General features: G+C 56.2%; 21 protein-coding genes. 12 read left to right on the plus strand and 9 right to left on the minus strand.

Annotation, left to right across the window (positions count from 1 at the left end; genetic code table 11):
• The first annotated feature begins 4 nt into the window (after nt 1-4).
• The 6 genes from I9187_RS17525 (at nt 5) to crcB (ending at nt 6,826) form a co-directional block, all read left to right on the plus strand.
• Nucleotides 5-1,252, plus strand: coding sequence for a hypothetical protein (locus tag I9187_RS17525; RefSeq protein ID WP_348540134.1), 1,248 nt, complete (start codon nt 5-7; stop codon nt 1,250-1,252).
• On the plus strand, nt 1,252-2,307 hold the full coding sequence (ugpC, locus tag I9187_RS17530) for a sn-glycerol-3-phosphate ABC transporter ATP-binding protein UgpC (RefSeq protein ID WP_171177238.1): 1,056 nt from the start codon (nt 1,252-1,254) through the stop codon (nt 2,305-2,307). Before I9187_RS17525 ends, ugpC begins: the two co-directional genes overlap by 1 nt.
• A gap of 322 nt (nt 2,308-2,629) precedes the next feature.
• Nucleotides 2,630-4,372: a thiamine pyrophosphate-dependent enzyme gene (locus I9187_RS17535; RefSeq protein WP_171238275.1), complete on the plus strand. Its 1,743-nt coding sequence runs from the start codon at nt 2,630-2,632 to the stop codon at nt 4,370-4,372.
• A gap of 40 nt (nt 4,373-4,412) precedes the next feature.
• A complete protein-coding gene (locus I9187_RS17540; protein WP_171177235.1) occupies nt 4,413-5,993 on the plus strand; it encodes an FMN-binding glutamate synthase family protein in 1,581 nt (526 codons plus the stop codon).
• 106 nt (nt 5,994-6,099) lie between these two features.
• Nucleotides 6,100-6,471 carry a CrcB family protein gene (locus I9187_RS17545; protein WP_171238276.1) on the plus strand — a complete coding sequence of 124 codons (372 nt, stop codon included), beginning with the start codon at nt 6,100-6,102 and terminating at the stop codon, nt 6,469-6,471.
• A complete protein-coding gene (gene crcB / locus I9187_RS17550; protein WP_171177230.1) occupies nt 6,464-6,826 on the plus strand; it encodes a fluoride efflux transporter CrcB in 363 nt (120 codons plus the stop codon). Before I9187_RS17545 ends, crcB begins: the two co-directional genes overlap by 8 nt.
• Before the next feature lie 160 nt (nt 6,827-6,986).
• Here the strand turns inward: crcB and I9187_RS17555 are convergent, their stop codons facing one another.
• Nucleotides 6,987-7,925: a GlxA family transcriptional regulator gene (locus I9187_RS17555; protein WP_171727710.1), complete on the minus strand. Its 939-nt coding sequence runs from the start codon at nt 7,923-7,925 to the stop codon at nt 6,987-6,989.
• Nucleotides 7,926-8,005: 80 nt separating this feature from the next.
• Here I9187_RS17555 and I9187_RS17560 point away from each other — a divergent pair, with 80 nt between their 5' ends.
• The 4 genes from I9187_RS17560 (at nt 8,006) to I9187_RS17575 (ending at nt 12,504) form a co-directional block, all read left to right on the plus strand.
• Nucleotides 8,006-9,166, plus strand: coding sequence for an acyl-CoA dehydrogenase family protein (locus tag I9187_RS17560; protein ID WP_171177226.1), 1,161 nt, complete (start codon nt 8,006-8,008; stop codon nt 9,164-9,166).
• Between the two features lie 2 nt (nt 9,167-9,168).
• Nucleotides 9,169-11,184, plus strand: coding sequence for an acetate--CoA ligase family protein (locus I9187_RS17565; protein WP_171177224.1), 2,016 nt, complete (start codon nt 9,169-9,171; stop codon nt 11,182-11,184).
• Nucleotides 11,185-11,187: 3 nt separating this feature from the next.
• Nucleotides 11,188-11,967, plus strand: a complete 780-nt coding sequence (locus tag I9187_RS17570; RefSeq protein WP_171177222.1) for a carnitinyl-CoA dehydratase — start codon at nt 11,188-11,190, stop codon at nt 11,965-11,967.
• A 66-nt stretch (nt 11,968-12,033) separates the two neighbouring features.
• Nucleotides 12,034-12,504, plus strand: a complete 471-nt coding sequence (locus I9187_RS17575; RefSeq protein ID WP_171177220.1) for a hypothetical protein — start codon at nt 12,034-12,036, stop codon at nt 12,502-12,504.
• Here the strand turns inward: I9187_RS17575 and I9187_RS17580 are convergent.
• From I9187_RS17580 to I9187_RS17600, 5 genes are read right to left on the minus strand one after another with little or no spacing between them, the layout of a single operon-like run.
• On the minus strand, nt 12,495-13,565 hold the full coding sequence (locus I9187_RS17580; RefSeq protein WP_209509356.1) for a polyprenyl synthetase family protein: 1,071 nt from the start codon (nt 13,563-13,565) through the stop codon (nt 12,495-12,497). The genes I9187_RS17575 and I9187_RS17580 overlap by 10 nt on opposite strands.
• A 3-nt stretch (nt 13,566-13,568) precedes the next feature.
• Complete coding sequence (locus tag I9187_RS17585; RefSeq protein WP_171177218.1) at nt 13,569-15,692, minus strand: FAD-dependent oxidoreductase; 2,124 nt, start codon at nt 15,690-15,692, stop codon at nt 13,569-13,571.
• Nucleotides 15,685-16,509: a DUF3237 domain-containing protein gene (locus I9187_RS17590; protein ID WP_171177216.1), complete on the minus strand. Its 825-nt coding sequence runs from the start codon at nt 16,507-16,509 to the stop codon at nt 15,685-15,687. The genes I9187_RS17585 and I9187_RS17590 overlap by 8 nt, the downstream gene beginning before the upstream one ends.
• A gap of 14 nt (nt 16,510-16,523) precedes the next feature.
• Nucleotides 16,524-17,408, minus strand: coding sequence for a family 1 encapsulin nanocompartment shell protein (locus tag I9187_RS17595; RefSeq protein WP_171177214.1), 885 nt, complete (start codon nt 17,406-17,408; stop codon nt 16,524-16,526).
• A 38-nt stretch (nt 17,409-17,446) separates the two neighbouring features.
• Nucleotides 17,447-20,659 carry an adenylate/guanylate cyclase domain-containing protein gene (locus I9187_RS17600; protein ID WP_209509357.1) on the minus strand — a complete coding sequence of 1,071 codons (3,213 nt, stop codon included), beginning with the start codon at nt 20,657-20,659 and terminating at the stop codon, nt 17,447-17,449.
• Between the two features lie 461 nt (nt 20,660-21,120).
• On the opposite strand from I9187_RS17600, the gene I9187_RS17605 reads away from it, so the two are divergent.
• Both I9187_RS17605 and I9187_RS17610 read left to right on the plus strand, forming a co-directional pair.
• On the plus strand, nt 21,121-21,819 hold the full coding sequence (locus tag I9187_RS17605; protein WP_171177210.1) for a class I SAM-dependent methyltransferase: 699 nt from the start codon (nt 21,121-21,123) through the stop codon (nt 21,817-21,819).
• A 69-nt stretch (nt 21,820-21,888) separates the two neighbouring features.
• Entirely contained in the window at nt 21,889-22,935 is a 1,047-nt protein-coding gene (locus I9187_RS17610) for a glycosyltransferase (RefSeq protein WP_171177208.1), read from the plus strand.
• 57 nt (nt 22,936-22,992) lie between these two features.
• On the opposite strand, the gene I9187_RS17615 is transcribed toward I9187_RS17610, so the two are convergent.
• Genes I9187_RS17615 through I9187_RS17625 form a run of 3 tightly spaced genes read right to left on the minus strand, consistent with a single transcriptional unit; the run spans nt 22,993 to nt 24,423 of the window.
• On the minus strand, nt 22,993-23,250 hold the full coding sequence (locus I9187_RS17615) for a hypothetical protein (protein WP_171177206.1): 258 nt from the start codon (nt 23,248-23,250) through the stop codon (nt 22,993-22,995).
• 13 nt (nt 23,251-23,263) lie between these two features.
• Complete coding sequence (locus tag I9187_RS17620; protein WP_171177204.1) at nt 23,264-23,956, minus strand: NapC/NirT family cytochrome c; 693 nt, start codon at nt 23,954-23,956, stop codon at nt 23,264-23,266.
• Between the two features lie 29 nt (nt 23,957-23,985).
• Nucleotides 23,986-24,423 (minus strand): nitrate reductase cytochrome c-type subunit, encoded by a 438-nt coding sequence (locus I9187_RS17625; protein WP_171177202.1) that lies wholly within the window; start codon nt 24,421-24,423, stop codon nt 23,986-23,988.
• Nucleotides 24,424-24,425: the final 2 nt, after the last annotated feature.

Genomic DNA, 24,425 nt, shown 5'->3' on the forward strand with positions numbered 1-24,425 from the left:
AGAAATGAATCAACATACGAACCACAACCGCGAAGCGCGCAATATCCTGATTGCCAATGATCGCGGGGGTTACACAATCCCGACCGAGGGGCTGTATCCTTATCAGTGGAACTGGGACAGCGCGATTGCCGCCGTGGGCTTTGCCGAATTCGACATCGACCGCGCCTGGACTGAGGTCGAGACGCTTTTCTCGGGCCAATGGGCGGACGGCATGGTGCCGCATATCCTGTTCCACAAGCAAGACGACGGGTATTTTCCAGGCCCGGATGTATGGGGTTGCAACGGCCCGATCCCGTCGTCGGGTATTATTCAGCCACCCATCGCAGCAACGATGGTTCGCAAAATTTGGGAGCAGGACAAAAAGGTGGGCGACCAGCGCCTGCGTGCCCTCTTTCCAAAGCTTTTGGCCTGGCATCGTTGGATCATGAAGTGGCGGCTTGATGAAAAGGACGCTGTCTGTACGACGCACCCTTGGGAGGCAGGTCGCGACAATGCCCCTGACTGGGATAAATCCATGGCGCGCATGGACGCCTCTGACGTGGGGGAATACCAGCGCAGGGACATCGCGCATGTGAACAGCGACGATCGCCCTACCAAGTTTGACTATGATCGTTACATCAAACTGGTCCAGATTGGCCGAGAGGCCGGATGGAACCAACAGGCTCTGTTGGAGAAAAACCCGTTTCGGGTCGCCGACCCGACAATGACATTCACGACCTTGCGCGCTGCGCGGGATCTGCTGGCGATCAGCGACCAGCTGGGCGTCGACGCCGAAGGGTTGCATTCGGATGTTGAGAGGCTCGAAAATGGTGCGCGATCCTTGTGGAATGAGGATCTGGGTAGTTTCGATTCCCGTGACGTTCGTACAGATGAATGGGCCGGCAGCATCTCGAACGCTTCATATATGTGCTGGTACGCAGGCATCCAGTCGGAACAGATGCTGAAGCGTTTGGATGCTGTGTTGGACACCGTTCCTTATCCGGTTCCAAGCTATGATACGTCGATGCCGAATTTTGATGCGCGCCGCTATTGGCGTGGTCCGACCTGGGCGATCATGAACATGATGATTGGGTTCGGTCTGGCTGATATGGGACACACGCGGCAGGCAGAAGACCTGCGCCTGAAAACAGCAAAGCTGATTTCGACCTACGGCTTCGCCGAGTATTTTGACCCCAACACAGGCAGCGCTGCTGGCGGCACTGCCTTCACCTGGACAGCCGCGGTCTGGCTACACTGGGCAGGGAGGAGCTAATGGGCAGCATCGAACTGAAGTCCGTCGAAAAATGGTTTGGGTCCGCCCAGGTCATCAAAGGTGTGGACCTCAAGATTGAAGAAGGCGAGTTCATTGTCTTTGTCGGTCCGTCGGGCTGCGGAAAATCCACTCTGCTTCGCATGATCGGCGGGCTTGAGGATATTTCGCGCGGATCGCTTCTGATAAACGACAATGACGTCACCGATCATCCGCCTTCGAAACGCGGCCTGACGATGGTGTTTCAGTCTTATGCGCTGTATCCGCATCTGACTGTTGCTGAAAATATGGGGTTCTCGCTGAAAGTGGCCGGGGTGCCAAAGGCTGAAATCGCAGAACAGGTCAACAAAGCGGCTGAGGTTCTGAAACTCGGGCCGTTTCTGGAACGCCGACCCAAAGACTTGTCAGGCGGGCAGCGCCAGCGTGTGGCCATCGGCCGATCCATCGTGCGCGACCCGACGGCCTTTTTGTTCGACGAGCCGCTTTCGAACCTTGATGCGGCGCTGCGCGTTGAGATGCGATACGAGATCGCCAAGCTGCACCAAAGCCTCAAGCGCACGATGATCTATGTGACCCATGATCAGGTCGAAGCCATGACGCTGGCCGACCGGATCGTGGTTCTGGAATACGGCAAGATCGCGCAGGTCGGTACGCCCCGCGAGCTCTATGAACGTCCGGCCAATCTGTTTGTGGCGCAGTTCATTGGAAGCCCGAAAATGAACGTGTTGACCTGTTCCGCTCAAGGCGGCAGTTATACGCTGGCACACGGCAGAGGGGGCCAATTTGCGTTTTCCGGCGAAGCCAACCGATTGGGTGTTCGTCCTGAACACATTGAAGTGGTTGCAGCGGGCGAGGGCCAGACGGACGGTGTGATCGAGGTGATCGAATACCTGGGTGCTGATACGTTCCTGATCGTCGATGTCGGTGCTGAAGAAAACGTCACTGTGCGTTTGAATGGAGACACGGACCTCAAACCGGGCGCACATATCGGTTTGCATTTTCCGACCAGCAAGCTGCATTTTTTTGATGAAGATGGTCAAGCTGTGGGTCGGGAATAACCCAATACACTGCCGATAGCTTTTCAAGCACGCGTTGCGGTTTCAACTCCTGAACCGCAACGTGTTTTGTTTGAGGTTATGTGCAGCTTAGTAACTGCATTCGCCTGCCCCGGCTGGTTTATTGTCAAAAACACTTGGAACCTGTGGCAATCCACAAGCCTACAGGATCATACTGTGTTTGTGTCCGTCACATCCAATTGACCCTTGTGTGATTTGAAAAGTCGGTGAAGCGACTTTGATTTTTAGGATGGCTATTGAATTAAAGGCGGACAGGATGTTGGCTACATCTTGTTGAATTTGCTCGAAACGAGAGAAGAGAGACATGGCGAAAAACGTGTGTGAGGTCCTGCTGGACATTTTGTCGGATGCAGGTGGTTGCCAGATCTTTGGCGTGGTTGGCGATGCGCTCAACCCGTTTCTCGAAGCCATGCGCGGGGACGACCGTTTTGAATGGAAGGGTTTGCGGCATGAAGAAAACGCAGCCTACGCGGCTTATGCGCAGTCGCATCTGACCGGTGGTATCGGCATTTGTGCCGGCACGGTTGGTCCCGGTGCTTTGCATCTGATTAACGGGCTCTACAATGCCAAACGCGAAGGCGCGGGCGTGGTGGCGATCACTGGCCAAGTCGCCCATCGCGAGCGCGGCACTGGCTATCATCAGGAAGTGAACCTGGAAAAGGCATTTGATGATGTGTGCGACTATCAGGCGGTGATCCACACGCCGGATCAGATGCCGCGTCTTGCCCAGATCGCCGTGCAACGTGCGCTCATCAACCGCGAGGTGGTGCGGATTGAACTGCCCATCGATGTATCCGAACAAAAGGTGCCCAGCCTGCACCAGTTCCACCCGCTTTTGAAACAGCCCTCTACCCTGATCCCACCCGAAGCTGAGATTGCCCGTGCTGCGCAGATCATAAACGCAGGCAAGAAGGTGGCGCTTTTTGCCGGTGTAGGTTGCCGCGAGGCCAAAGATCAGGTTTTGGCCCTTTCGCAAAAGCTCAACGCTCCGCTTGCGCATACGTTGAAGGGCAAGGACATCTTCGACTACGATGACCCGAATGTGGTTGGTATGACTGGTCTCATCGGCAACCCCGGTGGTTATTATGCGGTACGCGATTGCGATGTGCTTGTGATGCTGGGCACCGACTTTCCCTATGAATGGTTCCTGCCAGAAGCGGCCAAGATCGTGCAGATCGACCGCAGCGTTGAAAATCTGGGTCGCCGTGCGCCTATCGCATCGGGCTTGTTGGGGGATGTCGGTGCAACGCTGGACCGGCTGCTGCCTCAAATAGCCGAAAAAGAAGACCGAAGCTTCGCTGATCATCAGGTCAAACTGTGCAACAAGTGGCTGGCGCAACAGGACAAAGAGGCCAGCCTTGAACGTGCCAGCGAACCGCTGCACCCGCAGTTATTCGCCCGCGAGATATCCAATCAGGCCGCAGAAGATGCGGTTTTTGCGATGGACATAGGTGAATGCACTGTCTGGGTGGCGCGGCAGACCCGAATGAAGGGTGGGCGGCGTATGGTGGGATCATTCAACCATTCCTCTCTGGGCTCTGGCTTGCCTTCGGCGCTCGGCGCGGCTGCGCTGGATCCCTCGCGTGAGGTCTGGACGTTCTGTGGCGACGGCGGCTTTGGTATGTCCATGCAGGATTTCGTGACCGCCGTGCGCTACCACTGGCCGATCAAGGTGATTGTGTTCAACAACCAGACACTGGGTTTCGTGAAGATGGAGATGGAGGTCGCGGGCTATGCTGTGAACCCTATGGCAACGGATCTGGTGAACCCGGATTTTGCCGAATACGCCAAGGTCTGCGGTGGTGATGGCGTGCGCGTGGAACATGCCGCTGACATCAAAGAAGCCGTGGCACAGGCCAAAGCCAGCACCAAGCCGTTCATCATCGACGCCATGGTCACGCCGGGTGAGTTGGTCATGCCACCTCATGTGGACACAAAGATGGCCTGGGGATTTGGCATATCCAAACTGAAAGAGGGCATCCTTCTGGCCAAGGGCGACCACGCGCAGTGGGACAACTGGGTCAAAGAACTCAAGGCGCAGCTTTAGTGCAGGTGCCAATCCAAGCTAGTAACCGGAGATCGGACGCATGATTGTACGCAATATATACTACGCGGTGGCCTTTTTTGGTCTACCATTGACCTTGTTGCTTGGCTGGTTCTGGACCCCAGCGCTGTGGCTGTTGGTGATCGTGCTGCCCTATATCGCGATCGGGGCTTATGACCTGATGACGACCAAACACAATGTGCTTAATAACTATCCGGTTCTGGGCCATTTTCGTTACATGCTGGAATTCGTCAGCCCAGAAATACGCCAGTATTTTGTTGAAACAAACGAAAGCGGACGGCCCTTCAACCGGATTACGCGCAGTCTGGTCTATGCCCGTGCCAAGGGTCAACAGGATACACAGGCGTTTGGCACCCAGTACGACATCACGCAGGTGGGCTATCACCGCACCAATCATTCGTTGGTGCCGAAAGAGGTGGGGGAAAGCGAGAAGCGTGTTACGCTGGGTGGTCCTCTATGCTCTCAGCCTTACGATGCGTCGCGCCTGAACGTTTCAGCGATGAGCTTCGGAGCGTTGAGCCATACCGCGATCCGGGCTTTGAATGGTGGGGCCAAGGACGGTGGCTTTGCCCACAACACCGGTGAAGGAGGGATAAGCCCGCATCATCTGGCGGAAGGCGGTGATCTCATTTGGCAGATCGGTACCGGCTATTTCGGCTGTCGCACCCCCGAAGGTGGGTTCGACAAGGACAAGTTTGCCGAAAGAGCCGGAAAGGACGTGGTCAAGGCCATTGAGATCAAGCTGAGCCAGGGCGCAAAACCCGCTCATGGCGGCGTGCTGCCTGCGGTTAAGGTTGATGAAGAAATCGCTGAAATTCGCGGTGTTGAACCCCATAGAGACGTGATCTCACCTCCTGCACATGCGGCCTTTGAGACCCCCACCGGGCTGATGGAGTTTGTGCAACATCTGCGTGAGATGTCGGACGGCAAGCCAGTGGGTTTCAAGCTGTGCATCGGTAAACGGTCCGAGTTCATGAGTATCTGCAAGGCAATGCTGGATACCGGGATTTTGCCCGATTTCATTACCGTGGATGGAGCTGAGGGTGGTACCGGTGCTGCACCAGTGGAATACTCCAACAGGCTGGGGATGCCCCTGAACGAAGGGTTGATCTTTGTCGACAATTGCTTGCGTGGCATCGGCGTGCGCGACAAGGTCCGCATCATTTGTTCGGGCAAGGTGGCGACGGGCTATGACGTTATCGAGAAACTCGCCTTGGGCGCTGATATGTGCAACTCAGCCCGCGCGATGTTGTTTGCCGTGGGCTGCATCCAGTCGCTGCATTGCAACACCAACCGCTGTCCTACGGGCATCGCCACTCAGGATCAGGAACGCGCCAAGGCTGTGAATGTACCTCAAAAACGTCAGAGGGTGCATCGCTATCATGATGCGACGCTGGAAAGCTTCCGCGAAATTCTGGGTGCAATGGGCTATGAAAAGGTCACGGAGTTGCACCCTTCGGACATTCTGCGCCGCTCAACGGACGAAAAAGAGCTTACATACGCGGACCTTTATGAACGGCTTCCGGAAGGTGGGTTGCTGGCAGACAGTGTCCCTGCGGGATTTGCAAGCGATTGGGAGCGTGCATCGGCCCAACGGTTCTGAAGTACCGACGGCTCGATCATTGGCGTTTTACCACCCAAGCCTGTATGGAAATAGATCGAAGAATACGATTCTGATCAGGGGGGCCAAGGGCTTGCAGAGAACACTCATGTACCTCGCCGTCTTTGTCGGCGGCGCGCTTGGGTCCTTGCTGCGCGAAGTGCTGTCGCTTGAGATACCCGGTGTGCCCTTCGTGACTGCGACCTTCGGAATCAACATCGCGGCCTGTCTGTTCATCGGCTGGCTTTATGCGGTGCGGCACAGGGTTCATGCCCATGTCATCCACCTGGGCGCGGTTGGCTTTTGCGGCGGGTTGTCGACTTTTTCCTCGTTCGTGGCCGAGCTTGACCGGCTGCACCAAGCAGATGTCACCTATATGGTCGCAGCTCTGACCCTTGAGGTTGTTTTGGGCCTTGCCGCCGCTATCTTGGGTGAGGCGATCGGGCGCAAGTACCACGCCGGAGAGCACCCGGATGAGTGATCTCTATTTACACGCAGCATTTGCTCTTGGCGGCGGTCTGGGCGCAGTCGCACGGCACATGCTCAACCGCGTGATCACGCACGAACTACCGCTGTCGACGCTGATCGTGAATGTGGCAGGTTGTTTGCTGCTCGGGTTGTGGGTCGGTTATCTGGGCGATCCCCAGGTTCTGCCGGACGAGGAACGCCGCCTGGTGTTCGGCTTTTGCGGAGGGTTCACCACTTTTTCCAGCTTTGCCTACCAGTCTCTGCAACTGCACCGCGAGCGCACCATCCTTATGGCGGCAGGAAATATCCTTCTCAGCGTGGGTCTATGCTGGATTGCATTCTGGTTGGGCCTTCGTGCGATGCTCTGAGCCTTGCCGAAACCGGAGGCTTGAAATTTCGTTGCCCTTGGCTGAACGCAGCACGAGTATGCCAGGCCAGTGTCTGTCGCCCTAGATAATGGTGCCTTTTTGCGATGACGAAATTGGCAGCCTCGCCAACATGATCTGCCTAGGCAGATTGAAACGCGTATTAGGCGTTCATTTTTCGAAACGCGGTCGGGGTCTGGCCGAATTCCGCCTTGAATGCCCGTGTCATCGCACTGGCGTTATCATACCCGCAACGCCCGGCGATTTCCGCAATGGACTGTTCCGTATCCTCCGCCAGATTACGCGCAAGCGTTAGGCGTAGACGTCGGTACAATGCTTGCGGCGTTGTTTTCAGGTCCGCCCGGACGCGAGCCTCGATCCGTCTTTGCGAACATCCAATGCGTCGTGCAACCTGAGCGATTGAAAGCGGCGTTTCAATATGCGCCTGCATCACGTCCAGTACCCGATTGACCAGTGTGTCTTTGGATTTCAACGGAAGAGCATAAGCGTCGCGCCCCTTACGGCCCATCAGCAGGTGCGCTACCTCCATGGACAAAAGCGGGCCATGATCCCGCTGAATGAGGGCAGAGGCCAAATCGAACGCCGCCATTGCCCCGGAACAGGTCAGCAGATTGCCATCAATCACAAATCGCTCCCGCACGGTATCGACGGCCGGGAAGCTTTCTTCGAACCGCGAAAGCTCGTCCCAATGAATGGTCGCTTGGCATTCATCGAGCAAACCGGCTCGTGCCAGAAGCCAGCTTCCGGTGTCCAATCCTGCGATCTGCTGGTGCCGTTTTGATGCGGCCAGAATTGCCCGCGCAGTCGACCGGGTATCGAGTTTCAGAAAGCCGTAAGATGGCATAACCACCAAAACATCTCCGCTCTGACCTTCGAGGGCGCAATCCGGGGTTACGCTTAGGCCGCTGGAACTGCGTACGGGCGCCCCATCAAGCGAACAGAACCTCCATGCATAGAGCGTTTGCCGTGACATGTTGTTCGCCGCCCGCAATGGTTCGACCATGTTCGCAAGACAATGGTTCGAGAACCCATTGAAAAGCAGAATATTGTAGTGCTGTGGCAAAAATTTCGAATCCTGCATGAAATGCGACCAAGTCTGCATGCCGAATACTTGGAGGATGACGTTCTTTGGGTCAACAACTGATCCAAGGGATGCGCGCTATGCAGTTTGGTTTGTCCGAAGAACAAGAGATGATCGTTTCGACCGTCCGCAGCTTTGTTGAAAACGAAATCTACCCGCATGAAGAGGCCGTCGAACGCAGCGGTACGGTCCCGCTGGAGCTGGGCAACGAAATCAAACAAAAATGCATCGATCTGGGTTTTTATGCCTGTAACTTCCCTGAAGAGGTCGGTGGCGCGGGCTTATCCCATCTGGATTTCACCCTTGTTGAGCGCGAGCTTGGCCGAGGCTCGATGGCACTGACGCATTTCTTTGGACGCCCTCAAAACATCCTGATGGCCTGCAACGAAGAGCAACGCGAACGCTATCTGCTGCCCGCCGTGCGCGGCGAAAAGATGGATGCTTTGGCGATGACCGAACCGGATGCCGGGTCGGATGTGCGCGGTATGAAATGTCAGGCGGCGCGCGATGGTGGTGACTGGGTTGTAAACGGTTCGAAACACTTCATCTCGGGCGCGGAACACGCGGATTTCTTCATCGTCTTTATCGCAACAGGCGTGGACGAGACCCCCAAGGGCCCCAAAAAGCGCATCACTACTTTCCTGGTGGATCGCGGCACCCCGGGCTTTGAAGTGCGCGAAGGGTACAACTCGGTAAGCCACAAGGGCTACAAGAACTATATCCTGTATTTCGATAATTGCCGTCTGCCGGATGCGCAGGTTCTGGGCGAAGTCGATGGTGGTTTTGCCGTGATGAACGAATGGCTCTACGCAACCCGCCTGACGGTTGCGGCGTTCTCGGTTGGGCGCGCGCGGCGCTGCTTTGACTATGCGCTGAACTATGCGGCCGAGCGCAAGCAGTTCGGCCAGCCTATCGGAAAGTTTCAGGGCATCGGCTTCCAGATCGCAGACATGATCACCGAGATCGACGCCGCCGACTGGCTGACCCTCGCCGCCGCCTGGCGGCTGGATCAGAACCTGCCATCGAACCGTGAAATTGCCTCGGCCAAGCTTTACGCCTCGGAAATGCTGGCGCGGGTGACGGATGTGACGCTGCAAATCTATGGTGGTATGGGCCTTATGGACGACTTCCCGATCGAACGGTTCTGGCGCGATGCGCGCGTTGAACGCATCTGGGACGGCACCAGTGAGATTCAGCGCCATATCATCAGTCGTGATCTTCTGCGTCCACTGGGCGCCTGACCATGAACAAAGACCTAACTCGGCTGCTGCGCCCCAAAACCATCGCTGTCATTGGCGGTGGTGCCTGGTGCCAGCAGGTCATTCTGCAATCCGAACGTATGGGCTATGCCGGGCAGATTTGGCCAGTGCATCCCAAAGCCAACGAGATCGCGGGACACAAGGTTTATGGCCACATCGAAGACCTGCCTGAAGCCCCGGATGCGGTGTTCATTGGCATCAACCGCCACGCCACGATTGAGGCGGTTCAGGTCCTCTCCAGCATGGGCGCGGGCGGGGCGGTCTGCTTCGCCTCGGGTTTTTCCGAAGCCGTCGCTGAAGATGATAGCGGCGGGGACTTGCAGGCGCAGCTGATCGCCGCAGCCGGTGAAATGCCCATTCTTGGCCCTAACTGCTATGGCTACATCAACGCGCTAGACGGAGCCCTGCTGTGGCCTGACCAGCACGGGGCGACGCCGGTGGACAAAGGCGTGGCGATCCTGACGCAAAGTTCGAACATCTCGATCAATCTGACCATGCAGAAACGCGGTTTGCCGATTGCCTATATGGTGGCCTGCGGAAATATGGCTCAGACCAGCCAGGCGCAGATTGCTGCGGCCCTGCTAGATGATCCACGCGTGACAGCCGTGGGCCTGCATATCGAAGGCTTCAAGGACATCCGCGAGTGGGAGGCGCTGGCCGTCAAGGGGCATGAAAAGGGCATCCCGCTTGTTGCCCTCAAGGTCGGTGCATCGGAACAGGCGCAGGCAGCGACTGTCTCTCATACGGCATCTTTGGCGGGCAGTGATGCAGGCGCGCAGGCGCTGTTGGACCGGCTTGGCATCCCGCGCCTGACTGCGCTTCCGGATTTCCTCGAAACGCTCAAACTTCTGCATTGCTACGGGCCGCTTCCCGGCGGCCGTATCGCTTCGATCAGCTGTTCCGGCGGGGAAGCAAGCCTGATTGCAGACATGACGGTTGGCACTGACCTGACTTTCCCAATGTTAAGCGATGATAAAAAGGTTCGCTTGCGAGACGCGCTCGGTCCGATGGTCGCGTTGAATAACCCGCTGGACTATCACACCTATATCTGGCGCGATGAAGAGGCGATGGCCCGGGCATGGTCAGGTATGACTGGCGCGGATATCGATTTGACGTTTTCTATTGTCGACTACCCGACCACCGATCCAACTGACTGGGCCAGCGCGACCCGAGCGGCTTTGAAGGTGCGCGCTGACACTGGAGCGCGTTTTGCTGTTGTCGCTACATTGCCAGAACTGCTGCCGGAGGATGTCGCGCAAGACTTGATGGCTGGCGGAGTGGTGCCATTTATGGGCTTGCGCGAAGCGCTGGCCGCAACACGCGCAGCGGGTCAGATCTGTGCGCCTTGTGTACAGCCTGTTTTGCTGCCGGGCTGTGCCGAGGTGTCCCGAACCCTGACCGAAGGTGAGTCGAAACAGGCGCTGGCCAAGTTTGGTTTACGTATCCCGCAAAACCGTTCGGTCAGAGGTAGGGAAGAGGCCCGCGCGGCGGCTCAGGACATGAACGGCCCCTTTGCTGTAAAAGGCGTGGGGCTTGCTCACAAATCAGAACACGCCGCCGTTCGGTTGGGCATTCAGGCGGAAGATGTTGCCGCTGTTGCCGCTGAAATCGGCACGGAAATCATTCTGATAGAAGAGATGATCACCGGCACTGTCGCCGAACTTTTAATTGGCGTCTTTCGGGACCCAGCGCATGGATTTGTGCTGACATTGGGGGCAGGGGGCGTGTTGACCGAACTGCTGCGCGATACGGTTTCGTTGTTGGTGCCCAGCTCTCCTGCGGAGATCCGCAGCGCCCTTGGCACATTGAAGATAGCACCCTTGCTAGAAGGCTATCGCGGTCAACCTGCGGCTGATATGGATGCGATCATTGCCGCAGTCCAGGCCGTACAGGCCTATGTCACGCAAAATGCCGACGCGCTTGGCGAGGTCGAAATTAACCCGCTTCTGTGCACGCCTGAAAAGGCGGTTGCTGTGGATGCTTTGATAAGAAAGGCCTGAGAATTGGACCCGATCAAAACCCGACGTGATGGAACGATCCTTGAAGTGACGCTAGACCGACCCAAGGCCAATGCCATCGATCTGGCCACCAGCCGCAGAATGGGTGAGGTTTTTGCCGAGTTCCGCGATGACCCGGACCTGCGCGTGGCCATTCTGACCGGCGCGGGCGAGAAATTCTTTTGCCCCGGCTGGGATCTGAAAGCTGCTGCTGATGGTGACGCGGTGGACGGAGATTATGGCGTTGGCGGGTTTGGAGGTCTGCAAGAGCTGCGCGACCTGAACAAGCCTGTGATCGCAGCCGTAAACGGCATCGCGTGCGGGGGCGGGCTAGAGCTGGCCCTGTCAGCGGACATGATCCTTGCCGCTGATCACGCCACTTTTGCTTTGCCGGAAATCCGATCAGGCACTGTGGCTGATGCAGCCAGTGTCAAGCTGCCAAAACGCATTCCCTATCACATCGCCATGGAACTGCTTTTGACCGGGCGCTGGTTCGATGCTGAAGAAGCTAATCGCTGGGGTTTGGTGAATGAGATTGTCACCGCAGATCAACTTATGGACCGCGCGTCGGAACTGGCGCGTTTGTTGGCGTCGGGACCGCCCCTGGTTTACGCCGCAATCAAAGAGATCGTGCGCGATGCGGAAGATTCCAAGTTCCAGGATGCGATGAACCATATCACCAAACGTCAGCTGCGCACTGTGGACGTACTCTATGCCAGTGAAGATCAACTGGAAGGTGCCCGCGCCTTTGCCGAAAAACGTGATCCGGTGTGGAAAGGGAAATAAACAAACCCGGCGATCAGTAGGTGAATTTGCCATTTACTGATCCACGCTGCGGGTGCACATTAAGTTATGCCTTATTTCGAGCGTAAACCCTACGAAAACCCGTCGCGCGTAATTAGCTCTGTTGCATCGCAGCCGGACACGCAACCGATTTCGGATATCGCGCGCCGCGTGCTTGAGACAGAGCGCGGCAACCAAAAACACCTCAAAGGGCCTTTTACCTGTCGCAAGATCTGCCATCCCGGCGGTACGGCCACAATCTTGTTGTCCTTTGCTGCGGCTGAAGGTGACGAGCCGGTTGAAATGCAGTTCGAACCTGGTGATCTGACCAATCCGAATGGGGATATTCTGCCTGCGAACCGCGTCAACGTTATTCCGCCCCAGATTCGATTGGCCGCAGGTGAGGCCACAGATGTAGCGGTAGTTGTCACTGTACCGGACCTGACGGAACCGGGCGCTTATCATGGTCGGATCGCCTGCACCGGGACCGAGCAGACTTCGATCGTTGTGGTGTTTGAGGTTGCAGGTGCTCAGACCTGACGGGTCACGAGGTAATCCATGAACTGCGCGAGAAATGCACGCGGGGCGTCTTGGGTGCCTGCAAATACCTGCGCAAATTCCTGACGGGCGGAAGCAAGAAGATCGTTGGCCGCATCTTGCGCAAATCGGATGCTGCCATAGTGGTCCATACGCTCAAGCACCCATTCAACATCTTGACTTGAGCGATTTTCGCGCGGGTTTGATAGCAGTTCGGCCAATCGCTTCTGTTCCGGCTCATCTGCGTGCAGACCAAGTTGCCCCAACATCAGCGTACGCTTGCCCTCATAGATGTCGCCGCCAATTTCCTTGCCGTATTTATCTTGCGAACCAACAAGGTTGAGAACGTCATCCTGAATTTGAAACGCCGCGCCCAGAAAGAAACCGAACGCGTTGAAGTCATCCAAATTCAGTGTGCCCGAGGCGACATCCTGCGGCCGTGCAATCAATGCGCCGATCCGCATGGGGTGAATGAAACTGTACCAGCAGGTCTTTTTGAGACACATCCGCAGATAGTCCGAGGCGCCCACGTTTAGCCGATTGTCCCGTATCCAACCCAGCTCCAACGCCTGACCTTCGATGGACTGCTGTAGCAGATGGTCGAACTCGTCCACGACACGCATCCCGGTTTCCAGTCCAAGCGACCCCAGATTTTGTCGCAACAGCCGCAGGGCCAGCGCCTGCATCCCGTCGCCTGTATTTATGGCCAAAGGGATCCCAAGCCGCTGGTGCATACATGCACGCCCACGCCTGAAATCGCTTTGGTCTTCGATATCATCGTGGATCAGAAAGGCATTGTGCAAAAGCTCCAGCACAGCTGCGGACACTCGTGCTTCCTCGGTGTTGCCGCCAAAGGCTTCGCATGTGGCCAGCAATAGCGCGGGCCGTAGTCCTTTGCCTGATGTTTCGATGTAATCCCGTATCGGACCATACAGGTAAGCCTGGGGTTCACCCGTTGGCAAAAGCCCCAACAGAGTTTCGCGCGCGCGATCCCCGTAAGAGGTCAGCTGTTTCAGAAACTCCTGCTGTGCCGCAGGGTCCAGATGCGCGGTTCCGGGTTTCAAAGGTTAACCCTTCTGCGTGATGATCACGCGAGGTTTGCTGCTCTGCGCGCTGGCGGGGGCAAACCCGGTTCCAGCAGAGGCAAAGGGTGCATCCGTTATCGGCAGGGCTCTGGACAGCACATCAGACTGACCGCTGTCCCGGCCCAGATCATAGGCCACATCTTCGGCAACCTCATCTCCGGGTATCGGAAGATCTGCCGTTGGTTCATAGCTGGCCATCAGATCAAACAGTTCTTTTGGCGGGCAAATCATGCGCAGCGCTTCGGCAATGGCCGGGTCTTCGATGATACCGCCGGGTTTTGAATACTCTGCAGCCGGTTCACCGATGGCTGCCAATGGCCCGTCACCACCGCGATCAATCCCTGCGGTGTCTTGGCCCATTTTCAGTGCAGCTTCGACCGCGACAGCAAACCTGTTGTCCCACGGCAGACCCGCTTGATAACGCGCGTAGTCATAGGCGCGCAGCGGTTTCAGGATATCAGGCTCGTGCAGGTCCCAGATCTGGCAGGGCTCGGCATCCGATCCGCTGCGTTGCAGGATCGCGTTGACTGCCCGGCGCGCGGCCTCATTCGCCCCTTCCATTGTGGCAAGGTCAGTAAAGGTGCGCACATAGTCGGATGCCAGAAAGAAATTCGGGATCAGCGTGGCCGCATCTGGCCGCAATCGCCAACTGTTGATGCGGTTGACAAGCAGAGGTTCCACATTGCTTTGGCGTTTGGGATCTTCGGGGTCCTGCACGATGTCGGGATCAAGGAACCAGTAGTGCATATCCTCATCCCGCAGCAGAGTCTCGCCATCCACGTTGAGACTGCGTTTGAGCTGCTCCCAAACTTCTTTTGCAATCTCTTCCCGGGTGCAATTGCGCGCGGTCTTTCCGTTCAAGCCCGGCTTGTCCCATTCCGAAATATCAATTGAAAGCAGGCCTTTGGTTTTGCCTTCAGCCCAGTTGTCAAAGTTGATCCCCGGCCAAAACTGTTTTTGCGACACGGCGGTCAGAGCCCACGGGCTATCGATGAAGATCACATGCCCGTTTGTAAGTGTGACCTCTTTGGTCAGATAGAACTGAATACCGTTCATCCACTGAACGTCGTTTGCTAGCAGTGGCAGTTTGGCAAGCGCCGGATCGGCTGCCATCATCTCGGGCGTGAGAAGTGGCGCGATGCGCTCGATCGGCATGGCACTGATGAACCAGTCGCCTGTTACGTTCTGTTCTCTGCCATCCTGTTCAACCGTCGCACCGGTGATCCGCCCGTTTTGGCATTCGATGCCTGTTACCTTGGACTCGAAGTTGTAAACGACCCCCTTGCTTTTGAGGTAATCCAGCCAGGGCTGAATCCATACTAAGTTGGTCGGTCCGTTCAGCAACCTGTTGCAATGCGGCTCAGGCGTGGCAATGCCCAACTGCAGCTGCACGGCAATGTCGCCAACGGTCTTGGTGCTGGCAGTCGTGGCTTTAGCGGCCACCAGAGACCGTGTCAGGCCGATGGCAAGAAACTTCTGATACGCTTCCGAACGGTCTTCCGCCCCGATGAAATCCCACCATCCGATCCGTTCATATTCGTCGAACCGGCGTTCCTTGCAGGACGTCGCTATCCGCCACATGCAGGCAACGAAATGCTCGACATCCTCATATGCTATCTGGTCCCTTGGCGAGAGCGCGAAGGCAATTGTCTTGAACGCATCCGCCACGTCTTTGAGGGTGCGAGGAAATCGCTCGGGTACAATGATGCCGGGCTTGTCGAACTGACTGACCAGAACCTGAGTGGTCGGCACCAGATTATCAAAGCACGTGCCTTTGTCGTAATAAGGCGTACGGGCCATCGTGTCGGTAATATGTCGATAGAAGTTCGGGAAGAACCGGAACCCATGCTCGCCTGGCAACCATGGGCGTTTCACTCCGGGCGGATAGCTGGCCCCGTCCATCTCGGCCCAATTCTCCAGCGCTTTGATATGCTTTGCCTTCGAGCCGTGATCGCCTTCACCCTTCATCACAGGGATACTGCGTGCCTTGCCGCCGGGGATCATTTGGCGTTCGTGGATCTCAACCTCGAAACCGCGTTCGATCAGTTCGTGCGCGGCGCTCATGCCGGCCACGCCACCCCCAAGAATGACAACCTTTTCAGCCATCTGATGTTCCTTTCGCGGAATAGACGTCAAAGCGCAGGGTTATGTCCGACAGGCTGGCTTCGCCAATGCCAAACCCCTGCACCCGATTCATCCAGCTGTAATGCAGGTTCGAGGTCAGGTAGCGCGACGCCACCCGCACAGGGGCCGACGCAGGCAGGTTCCCCTTCAACAGTGCGGCATAACCATCGGGGCCAAACTCACACATGCCGGTATCTTCAAACAGGATCGGAGCGCCGCCGTCCGCTGGCTTGATCAGCGCTTTGGCATGGAGAAGCCCCACGCCGTCAGGACGCACACGCATCCAGTCGCCTCCAACCGGTTCAATCACCCCATTCAAATGAGGGCCTTCGACCGTACCGCCTTCCTTGATGGCGAAATGCAACCAAACCCCGTCCGGCGTCTCGCCCGAAGGGTGGAAATCGCTGGCGAAGGGGACAACGAACTTGGCGATATGGTCCAAAACCGGTGGTTGTGGCGCGGGGTTTGGCTTTTGCACCGGTGCTGTCTTGGGGGCAGTGTCCGGTCCTGGGTCATACTCATGGCCGCCAGACGTCAATACCGGACGCCAGCAAAGTGTCTTGTCCTGTGCTACCGAGGGAAGTGTTGCCGCAAAGCGCTGAAGCCCGGTTTTCTTATCATAGCTCAAAGGCCAGCCGCGAATGGCCCGCTCGGGGCCGCCATCCGGTGAACAGATCAGCCGCATTGTGTCATGAGGCGAAACGGATGGTCCAGCTTCTATCAAAGCTCGCTTGTCACCGGTTGCACTGATCGTTTCTGACCAGCGCAGGGTTACACCCCGGTCTGTAAACTCGCGCACAGCCAAGCCTCCGGTCAGCAGGTGAGGGTGCAGATGGCCTGTTCTTCCTTGATCCGCAGGCGGAATTTCTGTTGCACACGGAAGACATGCTCACCTTCCGACGAAGTCTGCAAGTACTTGACCGCGATTTCAGATGGCACCACGATTTCAACAGGTGCGCCTTGCAGCGACACAAGCGCTGCGTTATTCGCGGGCAGGGTGCCCGAGCGCAGCAACGGACCATCCAGAAACGGCAGAATGCTGTCCCGCGGCAGCACCATCGAGTTTTCCAGCGGCGTCGTCACGGCCTGGAACAGGCCATTGCCCATCACACAGGCATAGGGGCCCAGATACCCGCGCGATTCCAGTTCATTGATACCCGCAACCACCGCTTCGAACACTTTGGTGCCGGTGTAGGTTGTCTTCTTTGCTGACGACGAACCAGAAGATGTCTCACCCGCTTCCAGCAAGCCTTCGTATTTGCCGCCGCCGCTGACGGTATAGATCGGTGGCAAAGAGGTGGGCGCGCTAGAGTTGGGTTTGGGACCTTGCCCGGTGCCCGGTTGGCCGTTGAAGATGATGTCGTCTTCGACCCGTGCCACAATCGCAGCCGCACGGCGGAACATGATCAACGCCGCGGACAGCTCGGGGTCGGCCATCTGCGCGCTTTTCAGATAGACGTTCACAGACACAGTGGTCAGGCGCGTGGTGTCAAAGTCGTTGACACCAAGGCGTTTTGCAGTGCCGTTTTCGTTGTCGACCAGTTCAAGCCGGTTCAGCGGGACCGATTGTGTATCAGCGGGGAGCGGCCCGTATAGTGGCAGAAAACTTGCGGCCACCCGCGCGCGGAGCGCCTCATCATGGACGGCTTTGTTCACGGCGTTCCACTGGGCGTCGCCCCAGTCCAATGCATCGGTCATGTCAAATCCCTCTTGGTTTTGCCGCCATATTTGGCGGTTCACTTGGTTTTGTTCAATTTTTTTTCGGTCAGTTGGTCCAGAAATTGTCTGGCCCGATCTTCCTGCACAATAGCCCCAATGCTGCGCGCCAGCGTTAGTGCCTGCACGGCTTCAGCCCTGGCTGCATCTATTTTCCCGCTTGCCGCGAAGGCCTTGGCTCGCACGCGGTGATATTCAGGCTTGTTTAGCGTTTCTCCGCGTTCCCAGCCGGGTGCGCAGACCGCCTCGAGCCGGTCCATCGCCCTATCGAGGTCACCATGATCGATCATTATTTCCGACAATACGATCTGATTCTGCGGGAAAGTGAAGTTGCCGCCTGATTTCGAAATCAGGTTCATGCGCGCTTCGATCTGTTCGGGCACATCAGCAAGGTCGCCTTTCCCGGCCTGTGCAAGACCCATATAGATGTCCTGCATGGCGTGCAGATACAGGAACCCTTCCTCATCTGCGATCTTGCGGGCTTCCTTCATCGTTACGTCCATCCTGTCCCACTCACCAGCGTAAGGCAGGAACATGCAGCAGGCACCCATGATATAGACCAGATTGGGCGCGTGGTTCAGCGCCCTGCTGACTTCAATGGACTTAAGACGCGCAGTTTCAGCTTTGTCGAACTTACCTTGCTGCCATAGCAGGCATCCTTGAATCGCCAACAGCGAAGCCATGGTCGAAGACTGCGTCATCGGCATCATCGCCATATCAAGTTCTGGCGATATCAGGGCAAAGGCCCGGTCAAGCTGACGCTCACATTCGGCGAACTCACCACGGAAGTAATGGGTGAAGCTCAGCGCGCGGGCGGTGAGAACGTTGGCAACCGGATCCCCGGTCATTCCAGCCATCGCATCCAGCGCCTGTCCCATCTCCATTGCGTGATTCATTTGGCCACCAACAAAGAAATTGGTCCAACGGCAGAAGGTTGCAGCGAAAAGCGTCTCTCCATCACCCAGAGACTGGGCAAGCTCCATGGCGCGCGCGGCTGTCTCTCCGACCTGATCAGCAGACCAGCCATAGATCGCCATGTAAGCGGGCAGAATGTTCATCTGAACGCGCAATTCGAACCCGTCACGTTCGGCAGTTGCGGGCATGGACCCGAGATTGCGCAGCGCCGCCCGAAAGGCTGAGATCGCGGGCAAGTTCGCGAGTCGGGACAGGGCTTGCTCGCCTGCGGTGAACCAGTGGGCGACAGCTTCGTCCTTTAAACCACCCAAATCGCAGTGATGCGCGATGGTGTCAGGGGCTGGGTTGCCAAAGGCCTTGTGCTTTTCAAGTAGGGCTTTGCCAATTTTCAGATGCAGTTTTTGACGATCGTCGCGTAGCAGAGAGTTATAGGCGGTATCCTGAACAAGCGCGTGGCTGAACGTATAGGTGGCGGACCCTTCGTCGCTGGTCGCCAACAGTACACCGGCCGCCATCAATTCCAGCAAGGCTTTGTCGACATCCATGCTGTCCTGGGCGACCGCGTCGATCATGCGTGCTGAAAAGCTGCGCCCGATGACTGATCCCAACTGCGCAACAGGTTTGGCGTTTTCCATTCTGTCAAGGCGTGACATCAACGAATCCTGCAGCGTGGATGGAACGCTCAGCGCATCCAGCACCTCGGCATTGATCGGCGCGTCGGCGGGTAGCTGATCCAGAACCGCCTTTGTTATTTCCTCAATGAACAGAGGAACCCCATCCGCTTTTTCAATGATCTGACGGATCAGAATAACTGGCAGACTAAAGGGCTCGGCCACACGGCGTACCAACTCGGATGCCTCTGTCCTTGCAAGCGGTGACAGATCGACGGTTGCCGCCTTGTCCAGGTAATGCTCTGGCGGCTCGTATTCAGGCCGGTGTGACAGAACCATAAGTACCGGGAAACCTGCCAGATTGGCAGCAAGTGTGTCCAGAAAATCCAATGTGGTGGCATCTGCCCAGTGAACATCTTCTATAACCAACAGCAACGTGCCGCGCCTGTCGCATATGCTGGCAAGGCTGCGCAGAAGCACATCCATGGATTTCCGCGCCTTTTTCAGCGGATCAGGTTCGGCGGGCGCGCCCGAGTCGACACCTGCCAAATCCAGCAGGACGGGCAAGTCCGTTTCGTTCACACGCGAGGCGGATTGAACAAAACCTGTTACCGCAGCCTGGATATTTTCGTCGGATTGGTCGCCTGACACACGTCGTAACTCGTTTATTATAGGGTGTAGAGGTAGACTGGTCAGGTGTGGCGTACATTGTAGGGTAAGCGGTTTGACCCCGACCGTTTCAGACAGCGACTTGATCAGTCTCGACTTGCCTATACCTGCCGCGCCGCCGACAAGTGCCATTCTGCCGGCCCCTTCCTGTGCTGCAGACCAAAGCTGAGTCAAAGTCGACAGGTCGTCGTGCCGTGCCACCAGTTTGACTGCAGATTGTCCGGTCCGGGCCTCAAATCGACTGGCAGATACGGTTTCCTTGAGCACGCAAAAGACTTTGCGCTGGTCTTCGAACCCTTTCAAATCATGGCTACCGCGCGGCTCGAATTCGAACGTTCCCTGTGTCAGCCGCATTGTTTCTGATGAGACGATCACCTCCCCAGGCTTAGCGAGCCCTTGCAACCGGGACGCAAGGTTCGCCGTCTCGCCAACCAAAAATTCCTCAGACCCAAGGCTTTTCGAGGACACGATGCCAACAACGACCATTCCGGTTGCGATTCCTGCACGCAGATTAAGTTTTTCACCGAATTTGTTGTCCAGGTTTTGAACAGCCTCAATGGTTTCCAAAACTGCCCTTACAGCCCGCTCAGCGTCGTCTTCCATTGCTTTGGGATACCCAAAATACACCATGATGCCATCGCCCTGACGATAGGCCAGATGACAGCCATGCTGTTTCAAGGTGCCGATGGCTGTATCCAAGTACAGATTCATGATCTGCATCAGGTCTTCGGGATCATAGCGCTGTGCAAGCTGCGTGGATCCGACGAGGTCGCAAAAGACCAGAGTCAGTTGCCTTCGTTCGGCCTCGGACTTTACTCCATCTCGGCCTGACGCGTCTTTGCTTTTGAGTTCCGCCTGAGCTTTGCGAAACCTTTTTCTTTCCCCAACGCTCAACCCAAGGTCGCGCAGTTCCGGGTCGGTCAGATCGTCCAAAAGCTGGTCGTCCACGCCTTCTTGCCGGAACATCGATAAATGATCCGTCAGACCGGCCAGATTTAGAACTTTGGAAATACGTTTTGCCTCAAGGACCCGCGTCATAGTCTTGCGATCCCGCCCATATTTTTCCCCTCATAGTCCCCACAGTTTATATTGTATTTGCATAGGCAAAAATAGAGAGGATTTTTTAGAAGGCGCTTGACGCAAGGGCAACTTCGTTAACGAGTTATCTTGTTTGAAGAAATCCTGTTGAAATTTCAACCCGCCTTTGCTGCCTTCAGTTGGGAATAGTGAGTCAGGGTATCAAAGCGATATTGGAAAGGGGGAATCCCGTTCCACAGGTTCGTTTTTGCTGCTCAGCTTGCCAATTGAAATCGGTTAAGAAATGAATTGCAGCAACCCAATGACAAAGAACGAGGCCGCGTGTTGAATTAGAACGCTACGAGGTACTCGACCCAAACAGCGTTCAAGGCCAACAGGATCGCTGATTGACAAATACCCGGCCCTCGCTCAATGCAGTAGGGATGATCACAAGTCTGAATTCACGGAGCGCGGCCCCAAAAATGCCCAATCTCACCCAGCTGGCCAAAAAACACGGTACCGACAAGGGACTGACGGATCTGGCTCATGGTTACACGCGGCTGTACGAGCTTCTGTTTCACCCGCTTCGGGACAAGCCTATTCGGTTGCTTGAAATGGGGTTGTTGCGCGGTGGCCCCGAGGTGCGGGGGCGTCGGGCAGACCGTGAAACGGATCGCGTTCCATCGGTTGATATGTGGCTGGAATATTTCGAACATGCTCATGTCACGGGTCTGGATATCTCGGACTTTTCTTGGCGCAAGGGGCCTAGGTTTGATTTCGTCCAATGCGATATGGAAAAGCGTGAGAACATCAAAGCTGCAGCGGCCCAGTTTGAACAGCCCTTTGATGTGATCATCGACGACGCTTCGCACGCCTCGCATCATCAGCAATTCGCGCTTTTGGAGATGTGGCCAAAACTCAAGGATGGTGGGATTTACATTATCGAGGACCTCCACTGGCAACCGGGCACGTTTGAGAACCCGGATTTTCCCAAGACGGGAGATCTATTCCATGACTTCCAACGTACCCGTAGGTTTGCGCACTCTGATCAGGAGATCGAGCGCGATCTGAACGCTCTTGCGGATGAAATCGGGTTCGCCTTCGTCTTCCCCGACAAGTTCAAGCGACGCGGCGCACCCAAAATCCTAGCGATGCAAAAAGTACTTGGTCAATATGATTGATAGCCTATCGCTCTCGATACCTTTCGGCCCATTTTTGCGTTCAAGTTATGACCCGCAGGATTGTGTCGGATGACCAGCGACAAAAAAATGGCTGTCGTGCTGTGCACGGACGAAAACCAGATTTGGCAGGCGGCCTATGCGTTGGTGCGATCATTCTTGCTCGACACGACCAACGAGATTCAGCATTACCTTTATGTCTCGGCTCAGGTAGATCCGCGGTTGGAAACTCTGTTTTCAAGATATTTCAGGATCGTCTATTGTTTGGACGATATTGTCCCGCCCGAAAAATTCAAGTCGCATGGTTACGTGTCCCAGGCGACTTTGCTCAGGCTAAAAGCACTAGGCGATCTGTCTCATTTGCACGAATTTGTACTGTATCTTGATAATGACATCGTGCAACGTTGGGGGTCGCCGTCAGACCTGATGCAGTTGCAGGGTTTTGAACAGCCCATTGCGGCCGTGGCCGATAACACCCGCTGGACGCAGGGCCGGTTCTGGAAAAACGCAGACTTCAATTTATTACCTGCAGGCGCGCAGCAAAAGTACTTCAATGCCGGTATGCTGTTCGTCAACAGCAGGGCTTTGATTGCGGAAAACATCTTTGAAAAGGCGCTTGGCGCGTTGACTGGTGCGAGTGATCCTCTGCCCTTGGCCGACCAAAGCGCACTTAACATTGCTGTGGACGGAAACTGGCTAGAGTTGTCGCCATCGTGGAATTGGCAGCACTCATACCTGCCGGGCAAGATCATAGCTTTGCTGAACCCCCGTTACGTTCACTTTACAGGACCAGTCAAACCCTGGGCCAACACGACCCGCGAAATAGAAGAGATCTATACCCTGTCCCTTTTGGCTTTTCTAAAGCACTTCGGACTTGATGATGTGCATAATGAAATCGCGGCTGAGAATTTTCCGAAGAAACGTCTGACGCACTACATGAAAAGAACGCATGGCATTTCGGAGAAAACGTTGTCCAGATACGACAAAAGCTTGCCCTACTTTTCAGACGGCACATTTGCAGACCGCCAATCCGGCATTCTTGCTTTTGGGGCGGATGCCGACAGGCAGGACTACCCGTTTCCTGAACTGTTTAACTTCCTTGGATTGAATCCAGATTGAGCCCTAAGGTCTGTTGGCGTGTGTCGGTCCCGCCGGGGTGGCGGAACCGGATCTATGTCAGGCCGTAGAACCCTTGAGTCGAATGGCCGTGCCCAAGCTGCCTGCGCAGACACCGACCACGACGGCGATGACAAGCTCTAAACCTTCGACTTGCGCGAATTGAAAGCCAGCAAACACCAGCGTTTCGAATATACCGACTGCGCCACCCAATGCCGCGCCCAGCCACAGCTTGCGGGTCATCATGCCAAGGGCCAGCCCCAGAATGCCGGGCAGGCTTAGGATGTTGCCGCCTATCGTTCCCAGTATCTCTAGCATCTCCGCTCCCCCTTCAATTCGAGCTGTTGTTCAGGAAGTCACGGATATCGTCGCCAGATGCGGTCGCATGTTCTTCCAGAACTTCGCCTTCAAGTCCCGCGGTCACATTCTCATATGTTTCCAGGTAGTTCGGCGGCAGGCTGTGCGCGATACCCTGGTGGCAATCGATACAGGTCATGCCTGTGTCGATAGCGCGCTGGTGTTCCGACGCGGCGCGGGTTTCCTGAATGGTAAAGTCCATATAGTCGAAGTTGTGACAGTTGCGGCATTCGCGGCTGTCGGACGCTTTCATCTTTTTCCACACCGCCGAGGCCATTGCCAGCCGGTGATCCTCGTATTTCTCGGGCGTGCTGATGGTTCCGGCAAGCTCGTGATAGACGTCTTTCACGGCCATGATCTTGGCTTTGATCTTGTGGTTCCACTCATCCGGAACGTGGCAATCGGAACAGATCGCACGCACACCGGAATGGTTGTTGTAGTGGATCGTCTCGCGGTATTCGCCCAGATTCGTTTCCATGGTGTGGCACGAAACACAAAACTCTTCTGTATTGGTCAATTCCAGGGTCCAGTGAAACCCACCCCAGAACAGGATACCGGCCAGAAATCCTGCAAGGATCAGAAAGCCCGAGCTGAACATTACCGCCGGTGTCCAGATCGCGTTCCACAGTCGACCTAAAAAGCCGCGTTTTTCGGGGGAGTCTGCCATGTCGCTGCTCCTTTCAGTCTTGAGTTGAATCAGTTGCCAGTTGAGGGCTGGAACACGTTATCGACCAGCGGCGGCGCGTCCGCTTGCGGAACGTGGCACTGATTGCAGAAATACCGGGTTCCTGCGATGCGATCCAACTCGCGGCCTTCGCGGTCCAGATAGTGGGTCATCGAAAGGGTCGGTGCATTTCTCTCGCCAGCTTTGGACCAGTCATGGCAGGACAGGCACTGATTGGTGCGCACATCGATCTGATATTGTTCGATCGAGTGTGGGATCAGCGGCGGCTGCTGGCGATAATTGCGCTGCATCCGTCCTTCTACATTTTTGTGGATTTGATCCAGCGGGATCGGTTCGTCCACGTCCGCGCCTCGCAGGGTTTCAACTTGTACGGATTGCGCGAGGGCCCATCCGCTCAGCAACAATACGGGTAGAAGGGCAATTCCGCCTGTAACGATTGATCTTTTCATCT

It is taken from the genome of Ruegeria sp. HKCCE4148 (genome assembly GCF_017872495.1).
Taxonomy (GTDB): Bacteria; Pseudomonadota; Alphaproteobacteria; order Rhodobacterales; family Rhodobacteraceae; genus Ruegeria.

What these genes read in the sequence shown, in the direction of transcription:
- I9187_RS17595 (WP_171177214.1), bottom strand. Translation starts at nt 17,408, where the DNA reads ATGACCGATGCATTGGACTGGGGCGACGCCCAGTGGAACGCCGTGAAC.
- I9187_RS17535 (WP_171238275.1), top strand. Translation starts at nt 2,630, where the DNA reads ATGGCGAAAAACGTGTGTGAGGTCCTGCTGGACATTTTGTCGGATGCA.
- I9187_RS17545 (WP_171238276.1), top strand. Translation starts at nt 6,100, where the DNA reads ATGTACCTCGCCGTCTTTGTCGGCGGCGCGCTTGGGTCCTTGCTGCGC.
- I9187_RS17615 (WP_171177206.1), bottom strand. Translation starts at nt 23,250, where the DNA reads ATGCTAGAGATACTGGGAACGATAGGCGGCAACATCCTAAGCCTGCCC.
- I9187_RS17605 (WP_171177210.1), top strand. Translation starts at nt 21,121, where the DNA reads ATGCCCAATCTCACCCAGCTGGCCAAAAAACACGGTACCGACAAGGGA.
- I9187_RS17600 (WP_209509357.1), bottom strand. Translation starts at nt 20,659, where the DNA reads ATGACGCGGGTCCTTGAGGCAAAACGTATTTCCAAAGTTCTAAATCTG.
- I9187_RS17585 (WP_171177218.1), bottom strand. Translation starts at nt 15,692, where the DNA reads ATGGCTGAAAAGGTTGTCATTCTTGGGGGTGGCGTGGCCGGCATGAGC.
- I9187_RS17525 (WP_348540134.1), top strand. Translation starts at nt 5, where the DNA reads ATGAATCAACATACGAACCACAACCGCGAAGCGCGCAATATCCTGATT.
- crcB (WP_171177230.1), top strand. Translation starts at nt 6,464, where the DNA reads ATGAGTGATCTCTATTTACACGCAGCATTTGCTCTTGGCGGCGGTCTG.
- I9187_RS17555 (WP_171727710.1), bottom strand. Translation starts at nt 7,925, where the DNA reads ATGCAGGATTCGAAATTTTTGCCACAGCACTACAATATTCTGCTTTTC.
- I9187_RS17575 (WP_171177220.1), top strand. Translation starts at nt 12,034, where the DNA reads ATGCCTTATTTCGAGCGTAAACCCTACGAAAACCCGTCGCGCGTAATT.
- I9187_RS17560 (WP_171177226.1), top strand. Translation starts at nt 8,006, where the DNA reads ATGCAGTTTGGTTTGTCCGAAGAACAAGAGATGATCGTTTCGACCGTC.
- I9187_RS17565 (WP_171177224.1), top strand. Translation starts at nt 9,169, where the DNA reads ATGAACAAAGACCTAACTCGGCTGCTGCGCCCCAAAACCATCGCTGTC.
- ugpC (WP_171177238.1), top strand. Translation starts at nt 1,252, where the DNA reads ATGGGCAGCATCGAACTGAAGTCCGTCGAAAAATGGTTTGGGTCCGCC.
- I9187_RS17620 (WP_171177204.1), bottom strand. Translation starts at nt 23,956, where the DNA reads ATGGCAGACTCCCCCGAAAAACGCGGCTTTTTAGGTCGACTGTGGAAC.
- I9187_RS17610 (WP_171177208.1), top strand. Translation starts at nt 21,889, where the DNA reads ATGACCAGCGACAAAAAAATGGCTGTCGTGCTGTGCACGGACGAAAAC.
- I9187_RS17625 (WP_171177202.1), bottom strand. Translation starts at nt 24,423, where the DNA reads ATGAAAAGATCAATCGTTACAGGCGGAATTGCCCTTCTACCCGTATTG.
- I9187_RS17540 (WP_171177235.1), top strand. Translation starts at nt 4,413, where the DNA reads ATGATTGTACGCAATATATACTACGCGGTGGCCTTTTTTGGTCTACCA.